The following is a 15417-nucleotide window of genomic DNA, read 5'->3' as shown; positions in this document are numbered from 1 at the left end:
CAAGGTCCCACGTTCAATCCACGAAAAGGCCCGGGACGTTGCGCGCGATATTGCCAAGACTGATGCCTATGTCAGGTCCCGGCGCGAACGGAAGAAGATTGAGATGCTCTTCGCGCACCTCAAGCGCATCCTGCGCCTCGACCGTCTCAGGCTAAGAGGCCCGTTGGGCGCTCGTGACGAGTTCCTCCTTGCCGCAACGGCGCAGAACCTCAGGAAGCTCGCAAAGCTGATCCCGATCCCTGCGCTCCAGCCCGCCTAGGCGCAATCAAGCACCCGTGCGCCGGTCGCATTGCCCGATCCCAAATTGCCAGTTCGCGGACTTCTTCAACACAATCGGCACTTTTCGGACATGGAGCGATGTCCGACTTGAGTCCGTTGTGCGTACCAAAGCGGACTCTCCTGACTACTACAGATTTATGGATTCACGCCGTAGCCAGCTTGATGCAGCGCGGATCGAGGACTATCCGGTCGGCGGCGGTTCGATGCCGCGCCCCAGCGCGAACTGGCCGACCGGTCCCTCGACGTGAAAGTCGAGTCCAGTCATCTTCGCGAACAGATCGATATTGGCGGTGCCGATCGCGCAGCCGCCGAGGCCCAGATCGGTCGCCACCAGATACAGCGTCTGGGTCAGGACGCCGACATCCTTCAGGATCAGCGCATAAGCGATGGCGCTGTACTTCCAGGAGATCCGGCCAAAGCGCGCGGCGATCGTGATCAGGATCTGCGGTGGCGAGGGGGCGTCCATGGCAAAGCCCGCGCTTTGCATCATGGCCTCGAAGTGTTGTGCGCGGACGTCGATGGCTGCCAGCGCGTGCGCATCGGCGTCGTAGTGATAGAAACCTGGCGTGAGGCCATCGCAATTCGCGACGGCCAGATAAAGCTCGAGCTCGTAGGCGCTGCCTGCTGCGGGGTACGGCCTGCTGGTGTATTCGATGTCGGGACCGTCGTCGGCAAACTCAAGCGGGCTGCTCCACGTCGCCCGGACGCGCGCGACGCGGTTCAGGAACATCGAAAGTTCAGCCAGCCTGATCGGGTTCTGATCGTCGAACTCGCGCGTCGAATGCCTGTCATGCAGCAGTTGGTCGAGTGGCGATGCGATCCGGTCGGATTCCGGCAGCTTGATGGTGTTGCCGGGCCAGGCAGGCCGGATCGCGGGGAGCGGCGCAATCAGGCCGGTGTGCGGATAAAGGCCGCCCAGCGGACTGGCCTGTCGTCCTTCCGTGCTGCGGGCATGGAACAGCAGGTCGTGAAAATCCCAGAGCACGAGGCCGTCGTCGCCCTCCGCCTGCCGCAGCGTATCGGGTTTTGTCGCGTCGACCTTGATCAGGATTTGGCAGTCCAGCAGCAGAGCGAGCAGCGCGGGGCCCGGATAGCCATCCAGACGCCGGATGCGGCTGATCTTCTGCGGAGTGGCAAGGATGGTCAGCAGGGCCGCAATCCGCTCATCGCAGATACGCAACAGCGCGCCGGCCCGTGGCGATTCCAGAACCATCTCGGTGCCGCGCCGCCGCAGATAGGCGAAGCGTGACAGCACGACCGTTTCTGCATCGTCGAGCTTTGGCGTGCGCGGCCAGTAATCAGGGATCTGCGGCTCGATCACGACGAGATCACTGGCGTCGGCCGCGCGCGCCAGGCGGTATTCCAGCAGGCCGCGGCGTGCCAGTTGCCGCATCAGCCGCTCGACCTCTTGCGCGACCGCATCGCCGCCCTCGGAGGAAGGCAGCGGCAGGCCTGCGCCCAGCTTCCGGGCGCGTTGCACGGCGGCTGTGCTGAACGTTCCCAAAGGCTCCGCATAGCCTTCGACATGAGCCGCTATGGCCCCGTCAGGTTGCGCTTCAAGCGCGACTGCCGGGTTGAGCCGAACGAAGAGAGCCGGCGGCGCGGCGCGTGGCGATTTCTTTTTCTCGTTGGTTTTCCTGGACGCGCGCACGCCGGCATCACCTCAGGTGTGCGGGAGGAATGGCGTCAGCTCGCTTTCCAGCGATGGCCGATCGCGCAATCCGAGCTTGACCGGCACATCATAGAGCCGTCCCGGCCCGAAGCGGCGATAGAAATGGCGCATCCCGGGAACGATGACCCGGACCACCGGAACCTCGACGTCGGGCCGCGTCTGGTCGAGCACGAGGAAGTCGAGACCCGCGCGCGCCGCGATGTCGACGCAGGCATCGACCTGTGCACGGGTGTTGTCGAGCGGCACGTCTGCCGCGGCAGCCGGCGGGATCACGGGATTGGGGCTTGGAATCAGGAATGGATGTTCGTCGAGCCGCAGTGGATTGACGCCATCGAGGCTCGGCTTCTCGCCGCTGCCGCCGCCCATCAGGCCGATCGAGAGGAACTGATTCAGCTCGGTCAACGACCGCAACAAGGCAATGCGCGGATCAAAATGGGCGCCCGAACCGAACTCGATGTTCTCCTGACCGTTCTGCATCCAGTGCACGATCGCGACATAGGTCGGGACGCCGAGATCGCTGGTGATGTCCAGCACCCAGAGCCGCCGGCCCGATTCCTCGAGTTGGGTCTTCAGATCGCGGACGTAGGAATCGTCGAACTGGTCCAGATCGACCGCGGCGCGTTGCGACCGGTTGTACCACCAGATCGCGTAGGCATCGCGCTCCATCAGTTCGAGGAAGCCCTGCACGATGGCTTCCTCGCGAGTATTGCCGGCCGCGCAGCCGTTGGAATCGGCAGCGAAGGGGGCGGGGCCCTCGTAGAAGAAATACAGCAGGCTGGTCGGAATCTGCCTGAACCGCTTGTCGCGCAGCGACCAGACCGGCGTCCATTCGATCCGGGCTGTGGGATCAAACGGCTCCGGGGCCGGTTGGGTGTGGTGCGAGTCGTGGTGGTTCGGCTCAGCCCTGCCGCGGTACTGCTCGTCGCTGAACAGCAGGATGTCGTTGGGGCGGATGGCATCGCCCGACGGAAAGTCGGTGAAGCGCTTGCGCGCCCGGATCTCGTCGCCCTGGAAAATCCCTGAGTACCGCTCGATCGCCTCCATCAGCGCGCTGGCTTCGCCTTGCTCGGCCGTGCTGCCCTTGCCGAAACTGCCGCCGCTCAACCCGGCGCGGAGCTGGTCCACATTCTGCGCCGGTGCGGAGAAATTATGCTGCGCGTAGAAATTGGTGTTCATCGGCAGGTCGACCTCGATCCGCTCCAGCCGTGTCACCACGCCGGCGAGGGGGCTGACATGCTTCCTGAAGCGCGCCACCGTGGCGCCTGACGTCACCGTACGATAGCCGCCGCTGGTCATCACGAGCTTGGCGCCGGGCCCCAATTCAATCGGCTCTGGCGCGCGTCGCGGGTTCTGCAATTTCTTGCTTCCGCAGGTGGGACATTGCGGGCGGGCCGCCACGTAGTGCCTGGCGATGGTCGAGCCCAAGAGGTCGAGACTGACGATGTGATTGCGCAGATCGGTGCGGAAGCCGCTGGCGATCGCCTTGGCGATTTCAACGGCAGCCAGCTGAATGGCGCTCTGCCCAACCGGGTGCTGCGCGAGCGGAGAAACCGCGACCGGCCGAGCCGCGCCGCGATCAAGGAAGCCCTTGACCTCGCGGTTGCGGATCATCCGATCGAACAGGCAGGTCCAGCACGCGGTCTCGCCCGGATTGAACACAGGGCCGACCAGGGGAAATACGCCTGAAGGCTGCACCAGCAGCCAGGGTGATCCGTCGGATACGCGCTGCAGGTTGCGCTCGGCAAGCCGCCGGTCGAGATAGTCGTTCACCAGTGTGACCGTGAGGTCGGCCGATGTCTTGACGACGCGGACGCCCAGCTCCTGCAGCGCCTTGCTCAATTCGGCGGCGCCCTTGACTTCGATCGTCTCAAGTCGAACGCGGCAGTTGTGAAGGTTTTGTTCGGCGACCGTGTCGGGAAGGCCCAGGCTCGCCCAAAGCCCGGCAACCGTGTTGGCGTGAGCTGGTACGTGACCTGATGGCTTCGAGATCACATAGCGGCGGTCGAGCAGTCGCTTGATGGCTTCATTGATCGCCTCAGGCGGAAACGTTCGCCCGAGCTCGTCGGTGAGCTTGGCGGCGCTGCATCCCTTGGTGCCGATAGCGGATGCAAGTGCACAATAGAGCTCGCCATGGAGAAAGAACTTTCGGTCTTCGGAATAGAGGCAGACGACATCTGGAGGCAGCACATAGGCCGTGAAATTCGGTGCGAACTGCAGAACGTCCTTGTTGGCGCGCTGGCTGGATTTTCCTGGCAAAGAATCGTTCCTGTGCAGCTTGTGGGGCGATTGTGGAATCGGGCGAGGCGCCGGCCTCGACAGCTCCGCTCCGTTGGGCGAAGCGAGCCGCGCAACGATACGGGGACAACATGATTTGGCCGGGTCGACGTGTGTCGGACCCGGCCATAACGATTGATAGATGTCAACGCGACGCTGTCTGGATCAGCAGATGCGGCAGGCGCCCCACGACAGACAGCAGCCACCGCCGCAACCACCACAGCCACCGCAGCGGCAGGCACGGCAAGCGCGACAGCCACGGCAACCTCGACAGCCGCCGCATCCGCGCCATGCCACCTGGACGCCGGCACCGGCGGTCTCCTTGTCGAACAGATGGAATGTCGCCAGGCTGACGTCGGCGATTTCTTCTTCGCCGAGTGTGATGGCTTGCGTCGGGGTGTACTTCTGGATCTGCGGCGCGTCTGCTGTCGGCACGGCGGCCGCCGACGCACTGCCCACCAGTGAGAAGGTCAATCCGGCTGCACCCAGAGCGGGCACAGCGGCCTTGGTCACACGCTTGCTGGTCACGCGCTTGCTCTTGGGGGCTTGCTTCACTCGTGGCATACTCGCATCCTCCATTCCTGACGTGGAATTCAACTCTCGCGCAGTTGTACAATCCGTCGCAGCTGCATGCAAGACGCGCTGCGCACACACACTCGCGAGGTGCTAGCGTGTATCAAGTGTTGTCGTTCATCTTCGTTCCTAGGTTCATCTTGATGAACACGATTATTGGCCAGCGCTCTCGCCCAGCCGCAATCGTTAACACTTCGAGAATCGTCATGCTGCATTGCGATCACGCCGCTGCCGAAGCGAGGAATAGGCATGCCGGATGATGGCGCGAGCTTCGCCTGGTACGAGCTGCTAACCACGGACGTCGATGGTGCGATTGCCTTTTACGGCAGCGTCCTCGGCTGGGTGACGAAGGATGTGTCCACTCCCGCGCTTTCTTACAAATTGTTCATGTCGGGCGAATTTCCCCGCAGCGGCCTGATGGAATTACCGGAGGAGGGCAGACGCCAGGGCGCGACCCCGCGCTGGATCGGCTATGTCGGTGTCGACGACGTCGACCTCGTCGTCCGCCACATGCAGGAACGCGGCGGCGCCGTTTACGTGCCGCCGACCAGCACCAATATCGGCCGCGTCTCGATTGTCGCAGATCCGCAGCGGGCGACGTTCGGATTGCTGAGCGGATCAAGCATCGCGCGTCCTGCGGCCGAAGGCCTCGATGCCCTTGGCCGCGTCGGCTGGCATGAGCTGCTGGCGGCCGACTGGCGCAAGGCCTTTGGTTTCTACAGCGAGGTGTTCGGCTGGCGGCAGGCTGATGGCGGCAACGCCCCGTCCGAGACCTATCAGTTGTTCTCGGCCGGTGGGCAGACCGTCGGCGGAATCTTCAACAAGCGTCCGCTCGAGCCGATTGCGTTCTGGCTTTACTATTTCAACGTTGACGACGTCGACGCCGCCATCGTGCGGGTGAAGGCCGGTGGCGGACGCGTCTATGAAGGGCCGCTGGAGCTGCCGAACGGGAGCTGGATCGTCCGCTGCCTCGATCCGCAGGGCGCCACCTTTGCCCTGGAGGGAGCGCGCAGCCCCGATGGCATCGCGAAGGCGCCGGCTGCCGAATATCGCTGGACCACCACCTGGGATGAGTTCAGCTCGAAGGGCAGGTGGCGCAGCGGCCAACCGGGCGGCAAAGGGCGGCCGCCCGGCAAATGAGACGGATCGTCAGTCCGTCGACTTAGCCTGCCTTGGCGGCCGGCGCGGCGGGTTTCGGCGCCGGCGGCTTAACCGGCTTGTCCTGCCGCTTCGACCACGAAATGTAGTAGGCCACGATCGTCATGATCGCGATGCCGGAGATGCTGACGAAGATCTGCGCGAACAGCGAGCCCGAGCTCATCGAGAGCTCGAAATGTCCGACAAAGGACAGGAACACGCCGACGCAGAACACCGCGAGCGACTGCTGGCCGCAGACGATCAGGGGATCGAACACCTTCCACTCCAGCGCCGCCCAGTCCTTCGGGATGAATCGGATCACCAGCACCGTGATCACCACGAAATGCAGGAAGCGATAGGGCGCGAGGTTGGTCTTGTCGTTCGGGTTGAAGGTCGCATAGAGCCAATGCGGGAACATCGCGCCGAAGTCCGGGAAGCGGCCGGCCATCGTCATGACCAGGGCGAAGATCATGTAGGCGATGCAGAACCACAGCGTATAGGGCGAGTTGATGATGTGCATGTTCTGCCGTGCGCCACCCATCGCGCACCACGAGCCGAACACGAACAGCACCTGCCAGGCGAACGGGTTGAAGTACCAGGTCCCTGCCGGGTAGGCCGGCAGGTTCCAGCCCATCTGGCGCGACACCAGCCACAGCGCGATCGAGGCCGCCATGGTCCAGTTCGGCTGTCGCAGCATGAACCACAGCACCGGCGGGAACAGCCCCATCAGCACGATATAGAGCGGCAGCACGTCGAGATTGACCGGCTTGAATTTCAGGAACAGGCCTTGGCGCAGCGTCTCGGTGGCGTTGTCGACGAGACCGGCGACGTTGAACTCGTTGATGATCTCGGAATCGCCGAAGCGCAGCGCCAGATAGCTGATCGAGGCGATGTAGATCACGAACAGGATGATGTGGGCGACATAGAGCTGCCAGACCCGCTTGGTCAGCCGGGTCGCGCCGACGATGAAGCCGCGCTCCAGCATCATGCGGGCATAGACGAAGGATGCGGTATAGCCGGAGATGAAGACGAACAAATCCGCGGCGTCGCTGAAGCCGTAATTCCGCGTCGTGATCCAGTTCACGACGTTGTCGGGGATGTGATCCAGATAGATGTACCAGTTCGCGACCCCGCGGAACAGGTCGAGCCGGAGGTCACGTCCTTTTTCAGGCAGGGTGGCGTGGATTTCCATGGGAGCGCCGCTTCCTCGAGGTGATGTTGTCAAGAGCACCGCGCCGCCGGCCCAAGGGACTCCTAAGGGAAGCCTCCCGGGGCCAGATTGTCACAGCGCGGCAGAATGACTATACCGGTCCGGCGAAGGCTACCTCCGAGATCGAGGAATCACCGATCAGATCGTTGAACGGTGTCTCTATACTATCCCGGCGGCTTCCTTCAAATCGCTTCCATGTCGCACATCCCACGGGGCCGACCATCCATGACCGCACGCATTTTTAAGCCCGCCAAAAACGCGATGCAATCGGGACGTGCCAAGACCAAAGAGTGGCAACTGGATTTCGAGCCGGAGCAGCCGCGCACCGTGGAGCCGTTGATGGGCTGGACCTCGTCCACCGACATGAAGCAGCAGCTCACGCTGCATTTCGAGACAAAGGAGGAGGCGACAGCCTATTGCGAGCGCAAGGGCATTGCCTACCAGGTGATCGAGCCGAAGGATTCGGCACACCGCCAGATCGCCTATGCCGACAATTTTGCGTTCCGCCGCTGGGAGCCGTGGACCCACTAAGGCCGCCGATCAGGTCGCCGCGGGGGCGGCGAGGACGCCCGGGATCGGCAGCGGCGCGTCCTTGGAGACGCCGAGCACCGGAAAGCTTCTAATTTTACGCACGTTTGGCAGACCAGCGAATTGCAGCAGCTGCTGGCGCATGTCGTCGACGCTGGGCGCGACGCATCGCAGCACAAAATCGGCGTCGCCCGAGATCCGCCAGCATTGCAGGAAGCGCGGCACGGCCGCCACCGCCGCCTCGAACGCCTCGATCGCCGTCAGGGTCTGGCTGTCGAGCTGGATCAGGACGAAGGTCGTCACCTCATAGCCGAGCAGCCGTTCGTCGAGCGTGGCGCGGATCGCCTGGACCACGCCGCGGCTGCGCAGGGCGCGGACCCGGCGCAGGCAGGGCGGGGCGGTGATTCCGACCCGCTCGGCGAGCTCGTTGATCCTGATCCGGCCGTCCCGCTGCAACTCGGACAGGATCCGCAAATCGATGTCATCGAGCTGTGGGCGTTCTGTCACAGTCACGAACCCGCCACCGCGGTCCGCGGGCTCTTGCTGCCGGCGCGGAGCTGGGCGATCGCGGCCTGCGGCGCCACGCCCGACAGCACCAGCTTCTCATGCGCTGCGATGATGGCGTCCCGGGTCAGGCGGCCGCCGGGGCGGTACCAGGTGCAGAGCCCGGTCAGCATCGCGATGATCGCGAAGGTCCCGACCTGGATGTCGACGACCTCGAACACGCCCTCGGCGACGCCGTCGGCGAGGATCTGCGCCAGCCGCTGCTCATAGGCGCCGCGCAGCGCCACCACCGCGTCATAGTTCTTCGGCTCGAGGCTGCGCAGCTCGGAATTGGCGATGAACACCTCGCGCTTGCGGGTCATGTGGTAGCTGACATGGAAGGCCACGAAGGCGCGCAGCTTCTCGACCGGATCGGCCTTGCCCGCGAGCGCCAGATCGAGCTCGCGCAGCAAATCGTTGATATGATCCTGCACCAGATCGAACAGCAGCTCCTGCTTGGTTGAGATATGATTGTAGAGTGAGCCTGCCTGGATGCCGACCTCGGCGGCGAGCTGGCGCAGGCTCATTGCCTCGTAGCCGCGCTCGAAGATCAGGCGCACGCCGGCCTTGCGGATCGCCTCCAGCGTCGTGGGGCCATGTGAGCCGATCGTGCGTGCCATCGCAGGCCTCGGATGGGTGTTGGCTTGCCGGAAGCGGAGGAAACAAGCGAACGACCGTATGTTTATTGCATGAAATCCCAGCAGATTCAATGCGCTGCCAATTTCATGCGCAAACCATAGCACGGTTGCTTGCGAAGCCAAGAAAAAAACGTATGATCGTTTAATTGCAAGATGAATCTCACGGGAGGGATCATGGCCTCAAACCGGGCGGCAGTGTTCAATTTCGACCTTGGCGAGACCGCGGATGCGATCCGCGAGACGGTGTATGATTTCTCGAGCAACGAGATCGCGCCGCGCGCCGCCGAGATCGATCGCTCCAACAGCTTTCCGCGGGACCTCTGGCCCAAGATCGGCGCGCTCGGCCTGCACGGCATCACGGTCGAGGAGGAGTATGGCGGCAGCGGGCTCGGTTATCTCGAGCACTGCATCGCGGTGGAGGAGATCTCGCGGGCATCCGCCTCGATCGGATTGGCCTATGGCGCGCATTCCAATCTCTGCGTCAACCAGATCCGCCGCAACGGCAACGAGGCGCAGAAGCGCAAATATCTGCCGAAGCTGATCTCGGGCGAGCACGTCGGGTCGCTGGCGATGTCGGAGCCCGGCGCCGGCTCCGACGTGGTCTCGATGAAGACCCGCGCCGAGAAGAAGGGAGACCGCTTCGTGCTCAACGGCAACAAGATGTGGATCACCAACGGTCCCCACGCCGAGACGCTGGTGGTCTATGCCAAGACCGATGCGAGCGCCGGCCCGCGCGGCATCACCGCCTTCATCATCGAAAAGGGCATGAAGGGATTTTCCACTGCCCAGAAGCTCGACAAGCTCGGCATGCGCGGCTCCGACACCTGCGAGCTGGTGTTCGAGGATTGCGAGGTACCCGAGGAGAACGTGCTGAGCGAGGTCGGCCGCGGCGTCAACGTCCTGATGTCAGGCCTCGACTATGAGCGCGCGGTGCTGGCGGCCGGTCCGATCGGCATCATGCAGGCCTGCATGGACGTGGTGCTGCCCTACGTTCACGAGCGCCAGCAGTTCGGCGAGCCGATCGGCTCGTTCCAGCTGGTGCAGGGCAAGATCGCCGACATGTACACCACGATGAACGCCTCGCGCGCCTATGTGTACGCGGTGGCCAAGGCCTGCGACCGCGGCGAGACCACGCGCGAGGATGCCGCCGGCGCCATTCTTTACGCCGCGGAGAAGGCCACCCAATGCGCGCTGGATGCGATCCAGCTGCTCGGCGGCAACGGCTACATCAATGAATATCCCACCGGCCGGCTGTTGCGTGACGCCAAGCTCTACGAGATCGGCGCCGGCACCAGCGAGATCCGCCGCATGCTGATCGGCCGCGAACTGTACGCCAAGACGGCCTGAGCTTCGCACCTGCTGCCGCGCTCCCGGCGCGGCGGCCTGCCTTCAAAAAATCCTGACGGCCCCTCCAACGAACGTGCAACACAGATGCCGCTTCATTCGACGATCGATCCCGCATCTTCTGAATTCGCCCGCAACGCCGATGTGATGCGCAGCCTGGTCGCGGAACTCCGCGACAAGCTCGGCAAGGTGGCCCACGGCGGCGGCGAGACCTCGCGCAAGCGCCACACCTCGCGCGGCAAGATGCTGGCGCGCGATCGCGTCGATCTGCTGGTCGATCCCGGCACCGCGTTCCTCGAGCTGTCGCCGCTGGCCGCCAACGGGCTGTACGGCGGTGACGTGCACTCGGCGAGCGTCATCACCGGCGTCGGGCGCATCTCCGGGCGCGAATGCATCATCGTCGCCAACGACGCCACCATCAAGGGCGGCACCTATTACCCGATGACGGTGAAGAAGCATCTGCGCGCCCAGGACATCGCGCGGCAGAACAATCTGCCCTGCGTCTACATGGTGGATTCCGGCGGCGCCTTCCTGCCGCTGCAGGACGAGATATTTCCCGATGAGCGGCATTTCGGCCGCATCTTCTACAACCAGGCGCAGATGTCGTCGCAGGGCATCCCGCAGATCGCGATCGTGATGGGCTCCTGCACCGCCGGCGGCGCCTATGTGCCGGCGATGTCGGACGAGAGCATCATCGTGCGCAACCAGGGCACCATCTTCCTCGGCGGTCCGCCGCTGGTGAAGGCCGCGACCGGCGAGGTCGTCACCGCCGAACAGCTCGGCGGCGCCGACGTGCACTCGCGCCAGTCCGGCGTGACTGACCATTATGCCCAGAACGACGCCCATGCGATCGGCATCGCGCGCCGCATCGTCGGCACGCTGAAGCAGCCGGCGAAGGCGCCGCTTAACATGCGTCCCCCGCGGGAGCCGCTGTTTCCGGCGGAAGAAATCTACGGCGTCGTCTCCGCCGACGGCCGCAAGCCGTTCGACGTGCACGACATCATCGCGCGGATCGTCGACGGCTCCGAGTTCGACGAGTTCAAGAAGCTGTACGGCACCACGCTGATCTGCGGCTTCGCCCATATCTGGGGCTATCCGGTCGGCATCATCGCCAACAACGGCATCCTGTTCAGCGAGAGCTCGCTGAAGGGCGCGCATTTCATCGAGCTGTGCTGCCAGCGCGGCATTCCCCTGGTGTTTTTGCAGAACATCACCGGCTTCATGGTCGGCAAGAAATACGAAGCCGGCGGCATCGCGCGCGACGGCGCCAAGCTGGTGACCGCGGTCGCGACCGCCGGTGTGCCGAAATTCACCGTCGTGATCGGCGGCTCCTACGGCGCCGGCAATTACGGCATGTGCGGCCGCGCCTACAGCCCGCGCTTCCTCTGGCTGTGGCCGAACGCCCGCATCTCGGTGATGGGCGGCGAGCAGGCCTCGATGGTGCTCAGTCAGGTCCGCCGCGACAATATCGAGGCCAAGGGCGAGAGCTGGTCGGCGGAGGAGGAGGACAAATTCCGCGCGCCGATCCGCGCCCAGTATGAGAGCCAGGGCAATCCCTATTACGCCACTGCACGGCTGTGGGACGACGGCGTGATCGATCCCGCCGATACGCGCCTCGTGCTCGGGCTCGGTCTGTCGGCCGCCGCCAATGCGCCGATCGAGCCGACGAAGTTCGGCCTGTTCAGGATGTGACCCAGGAACTGACCATGGACCGCTCAAAACTCTACCGGCGTTTCCGTACGCTTCTGATCGCCAACCGCGGCGAGATCGCCTGCCGCGTCATCCGCTCGGCGCGCGCGATGGGGCTGCGCACCGTCGCGGTCTATTCGGAGGCCGACCGCGACGCGATGCACGTCGCGCTCGCCGACGAGGCCGTGGTGCTCGGGCCCGCACGGGCGCGCGACAGCTATATCAACATCGAACGCGTCATCGCGGCGGCAAAACAGACCGGCGCCGAGGCAGTGCATCCCGGCTACGGCTTCCTGTCCGAGAATGCCGAGTTCGCGCAGGCCTGCCTCGAGGCAGGTTTGGTGTTCGTCGGCCCGACCGCCCAGATGATGACGGCGATGGGCTCGAAATCCGGCTCGAAGGCGCTGATGGAGAAGGCCGGCGTGCCGCTGGTGCCGGGCTATCACGGCGAGGCCCAGGACGAGGCGACCCTGGCCGAGGCCGCCAACCGGATCGGCTTCCCGCTACTGGTCAAGGCCTCGGCAGGCGGCGGCGGCCGTGGCATGCGCGTGGTGAATGCGGCGGCGGAACTGTCGGCCGCGATCACAAGCGCCAAGCGCGAGGCCAAGGCGGCGTTCGGCGACGACCGCATGCTGATCGAGAAATACGTGCAGAACCCGCGCCACATCGAGGTGCAGATCATCGGCGACAGCCATGGCAATCTGCTCTCGCTGTGGGAGCGCGAATGCACGCTGCAGCGCCGCCACCAGAAGGTGATCGAGGAGGCGCCGTCGCCGACCCTGAACGCCGCGCAGCGCGACGCAGTTTGCGAGGCCGCGCGAAAAGCGGCCGGCGCGGTCAATTATGTCGGCGCCGGCACCATCGAGTTCGTCTCCGACGGCAAGGACGTGTTCTTCATCGAGATGAACACCCGCCTGCAGGTCGAGCATCCCGTCACCGAGCTGATCACCGGCGTTGACCTCGTCGAATGGCAGCTGCGCGTCGCCTTCGGCGAGGCGCTGCCGTTGAAGCAGGACCAGATCACGCTGAACGGGCACGCCATCGAGGCCCGCGTCTACGCGGAAAACCCGCAGAAGAATTTCATGCCCTCGGTCGGCCGCATCAAGACCTGGCGGACGCCGCCCGAAGGTGACGGCCTGCGCATCGACGCCGGCTATCGCAGCGGCGACAACGTCTCGCCCTATTACGATGCGATGCTCGCCAAGGTGATCGCCTGGGCGCCGACCCGCGAGGGCGCGATCGAGAAGCTCAACCGCGGGCTGCAACAGACCGACGTCCGCGGCATCGTCACCAACATCCCGTTCCTGTCGGCGCTGGTGACGCATCCGGACACGAGGGCCAATGCGATCGATACCGGCTTCATCGAGCGCGAGCTGAAGAACCTGACGGCCGGCACCGGCGCAGCCAGCGAGTTCGAGCTCTGCGCGGCGGTGGCTGCGATCGTCAACGACGAGCAGAAGGCAGCGCAGCGTGAGGCGAACTCGCCCTGGCGGGCGTTCGGCTGGATGCCGGTCGGCCGCCGCCAGCGGGTATTTTCGTTCCGGCAGGGCCATGAGCCGCCGCATACGATCACGCTGCACTATGGCCACGGACCGATGACGCTGTCAGTCAGCGGGCATGAGCTCGCCTTCGCGATCTCGTCATCAGGCGAGGATGGCTTCGACCTGACGCTTGATGGCCTCAGGTCGCGCGTCACGGCAGTCGTCGAGGGTCACGAGCTTTACTTGCGCACCCGCAACGGCCGCTTCGACCTGCATTGGGTCGACCCGTTCGGCGGCGAGAGCGAGGAGCAGGCCGGTGAGGACAAGATCGTGGCTCCCTTGCCGGGCACCGTGGTCGCGCTGCTGGCCGAGGAGGGCGCGACCTTGGAGAAGGGCGCGCCGATCCTCACCCTCGAAGTGATGAAGATGGAGCAGACCCTGCGTGCGCCCTATGCCGGCGTGCTGAAGAAGCTCAAATGCAAGGTCGGCGACATCGTCGGCGAGGGCGTCGAACTGGCCGAAGTCGAGGCTGTGGCCGCGTCATGAGCGATCAGATCCATATCGTCGAGATGGGGCCGCGCGACGGCCTGCAGAACGAGAAGACGCCGGTCAGCGTCGAGGCCCGCATCGCCTTCGTCAAGGCGCTGGTGGCGGCAGGGCTTAAAACCGTCGAGGTCGGCGCCTTCGTGTCGCCGAAGGCGATCCCGCAGATGGCAGGCTCCGACCAGGTGCTGCGCGGCGTCAGCCATATCAAGGGCGCCGAATTCCACGTGCTGGTGCCGAACGAGAAGGGCTATGACGCCGCACGCGCGGCGGGCGCGAAGGTGGTCTCGGTGTTCGCGGCGGCCTCCGAAGGTTTTTCGCGCGCCAACATCAATTGCTCGATCGCGGAGTCGATCGAGCGCTTCAAGCCGGTGCTGGCGCGCGCCAAAGACGACGGCGTCAAGGTGCGCGGCTATATCTCCTGCGTGCTCGGCTGTCCGTTCGACGGCGAGATCAAGCCGAAGTCGGTCGCCGACCTCGCCGTGACCCTGTGGGATCTCGGCTGCTACGAGATATCGCTCGGCGACACCATCGGCGTCGGCACGCCGCTCAAGGCCAGGGAGATGCTGCGCGCGGTCGGCGCCGAGCTTCCGGTTGGTAACCTCGCGATGCACTTCCACGACACCTACGGCCAGGCGCTGGCCAATCTCTATGCCGGCATGGAGGAGGGCGTCCGCGTCATCGATGCCGCCGCCGGCGGCCTCGGCGGCTGCCCCTACGCACCCGGCGCGACCGGCAACGTCGCGACCGAGGATGTCGTCTACATGCTCGAGGGCATGGGCATGAAAACCGGCGTAGATATGGACAAGTTGCTCGCCACGACGAACGAGGTGGCCGGTTTGCTGGGCCGTCCGCCCGTGAGCCGCGTCGCGTCCGCGCTCAACGCGAAGCGGAAACGGCTTAGCGGATCGTAGGATGGGTGGAGCGAAGCGATACCCATCGTGTCTCCGCACATATTGATTGACATGATGCGCTCCGCCCATCCTACGAACCATTTCCGTCCGGCGGGGGCGTGTCGAATTGACGACGCGCGCGCTTTCGGCCGTACGGATGTGGCCGGGTGACTCGTGTCTGGGCATGATCGGCTTGATGGCAACCCATTCATAATCGGCGAGTTCGTAGCGCATGATTCGAGCCCCAGTTTGGGAGTTTGAATCACGGGGGTCTGGCCGAACGCAACGCTCCTGGGCAGTCTTCGTTCGGCGCTTAGGGCAGAAGCGGACATCAACCAAACGACAATCCCTGCTGATACCGTCGAAAATCATCTGAGCGGACGCCGCAGCCCATTTGGCTGCCACATCTTTGCAGTGATCGGAACGAGAGGGAAACTAGGTCGAGACCGCAATCGGCAGAGGGCAGTCGCATTGATCTAGATCAAGGTCGCCTTAATCGAGTGAGTGTCACCTGATTTGGGTTCAAGGCGGCCAACCATGGAGATACGGATACTCGACCACGGTCCACGCACGAGGGTTTTGCCACGTAGCGTGTAACACGTCGGCCCGGAGG

13 protein-coding genes are annotated in these 15417 nt (G+C 64.4%); 7 read left to right on the top strand and 6 right to left on the bottom strand.

Annotated features, from left to right (window positions below; all coding sequences use genetic code 11):
- A partial coding sequence (locus K359_RS0130560) for a transposase (RefSeq protein ID WP_029082718.1) occupies window positions 1-259 on the top strand: 259 nt, incomplete at its 5' end.
- A 201-nt stretch (window positions 260-460) separates the two neighbouring features.
- Here the strand turns inward: K359_RS0130560 and K359_RS0130555 are convergent.
- The 3 genes from K359_RS0130555 to K359_RS53430 form a co-directional block, all read right to left on the bottom strand.
- Complete coding sequence (locus K359_RS0130555) at window positions 461-1930, bottom strand: SagB family peptide dehydrogenase (RefSeq protein ID WP_029082717.1); 1470 nt, start codon at window positions 1928-1930, stop codon at window positions 461-463.
- Between the two features lie 12 nt (window positions 1931-1942).
- On the bottom strand, window positions 1943-4207 hold the full coding sequence (locus tag K359_RS0130550; protein WP_029082716.1) for a TOMM precursor leader peptide-binding protein: 2265 nt from the start codon (window positions 4205-4207) through the stop codon (window positions 1943-1945).
- 183 nt (window positions 4208-4390) lie between these two features.
- Complete coding sequence (locus tag K359_RS53430) at window positions 4391-4789, bottom strand: hypothetical protein (RefSeq protein WP_156928735.1); 399 nt, start codon at window positions 4787-4789, stop codon at window positions 4391-4393.
- Between the two features lie 258 nt (window positions 4790-5047).
- On the opposite strand from K359_RS53430, the gene K359_RS53425 reads away from it, so the two are divergent.
- The gene (locus K359_RS53425) at window positions 5048-5938 is read left to right on the top strand and encodes a VOC family protein (protein WP_051346496.1); all 891 of its coding nucleotides are present in this window, start codon (window positions 5048-5050) and stop codon (window positions 5936-5938) included.
- Between the two features lie 22 nt (window positions 5939-5960).
- Here K359_RS53425 and K359_RS0130530 read toward each other — a convergent pair whose 3' ends face one another.
- A complete protein-coding gene (locus K359_RS0130530) occupies window positions 5961-7127 on the bottom strand; it encodes an OpgC domain-containing protein (RefSeq protein WP_029082715.1) in 1167 nt (388 codons plus the stop codon).
- A 243-nt stretch (window positions 7128-7370) separates the two neighbouring features.
- Between K359_RS0130530 and K359_RS0130525 the strand changes: the two genes are divergently transcribed.
- Complete coding sequence (locus K359_RS0130525) at window positions 7371-7676, top strand: ETC complex I subunit (RefSeq protein ID WP_029082714.1); 306 nt, start codon at window positions 7371-7373, stop codon at window positions 7674-7676.
- A 9-nt stretch (window positions 7677-7685) separates the two neighbouring features.
- Here the strand turns inward: K359_RS0130525 and K359_RS0130520 are convergent, their stop codons facing one another.
- Together K359_RS0130520 and K359_RS0130515 are read right to left on the bottom strand one after the other, a co-directional pair.
- Window positions 7686-8180 (bottom strand): Lrp/AsnC family transcriptional regulator, encoded by a 495-nt coding sequence (locus K359_RS0130520; protein WP_035977386.1) that lies wholly within the window; start codon window positions 8178-8180, stop codon window positions 7686-7688.
- Window positions 8181-8182: 2 nt separating this feature from the next.
- A complete protein-coding gene (locus K359_RS0130515; protein ID WP_029082712.1) occupies window positions 8183-8836 on the bottom strand; it encodes a TetR/AcrR family transcriptional regulator in 654 nt (217 codons plus the stop codon).
- A 192-nt stretch (window positions 8837-9028) separates the two neighbouring features.
- Here K359_RS0130515 and K359_RS0130510 point away from each other — a divergent pair, with 192 nt between their 5' ends.
- The 4 genes from K359_RS0130510 to K359_RS0130495 all read left to right on the top strand — a co-directional run bounded on the left by K359_RS0130510 (window position 9029) and on the right by K359_RS0130495 (window position 14825).
- Entirely contained in the window at window positions 9029-10201 is a 1173-nt protein-coding gene (locus K359_RS0130510) for an isovaleryl-CoA dehydrogenase (RefSeq protein ID WP_029082711.1), read from the top strand.
- An 84-nt stretch (window positions 10202-10285) separates the two neighbouring features.
- Window positions 10286-11890 carry a carboxyl transferase domain-containing protein gene (locus K359_RS0130505; protein WP_029082710.1) on the top strand — a complete coding sequence of 535 codons (1605 nt, stop codon included), beginning with the start codon at window positions 10286-10288 and terminating at the stop codon, window positions 11888-11890.
- 14 nt (window positions 11891-11904) lie between these two features.
- Window positions 11905-13914, top strand: coding sequence for an acetyl/propionyl/methylcrotonyl-CoA carboxylase subunit alpha (locus tag K359_RS0130500; protein ID WP_029082709.1), 2010 nt, complete (start codon window positions 11905-11907; stop codon window positions 13912-13914).
- A complete protein-coding gene (locus K359_RS0130495) occupies window positions 13911-14825 on the top strand; it encodes a hydroxymethylglutaryl-CoA lyase (RefSeq protein WP_029082708.1) in 915 nt (304 codons plus the stop codon). The genes K359_RS0130500 and K359_RS0130495 overlap by 4 nt, the downstream gene beginning before the upstream one ends.
- The last annotated feature ends 592 nt before the right edge of the window (window positions 14826-15417 follow it).

This window comes from Bradyrhizobium sp. th-b2 (assembly GCF_000426785.1).
Lineage (GTDB): Bacteria > Pseudomonadota > Alphaproteobacteria > Rhizobiales > Xanthobacteraceae > Bradyrhizobium > Bradyrhizobium septentrionale.
The sequence above is the reverse complement of the archived record's forward strand: the minus strand, read 5'-3'. Positions and strand labels throughout refer to the sequence as shown.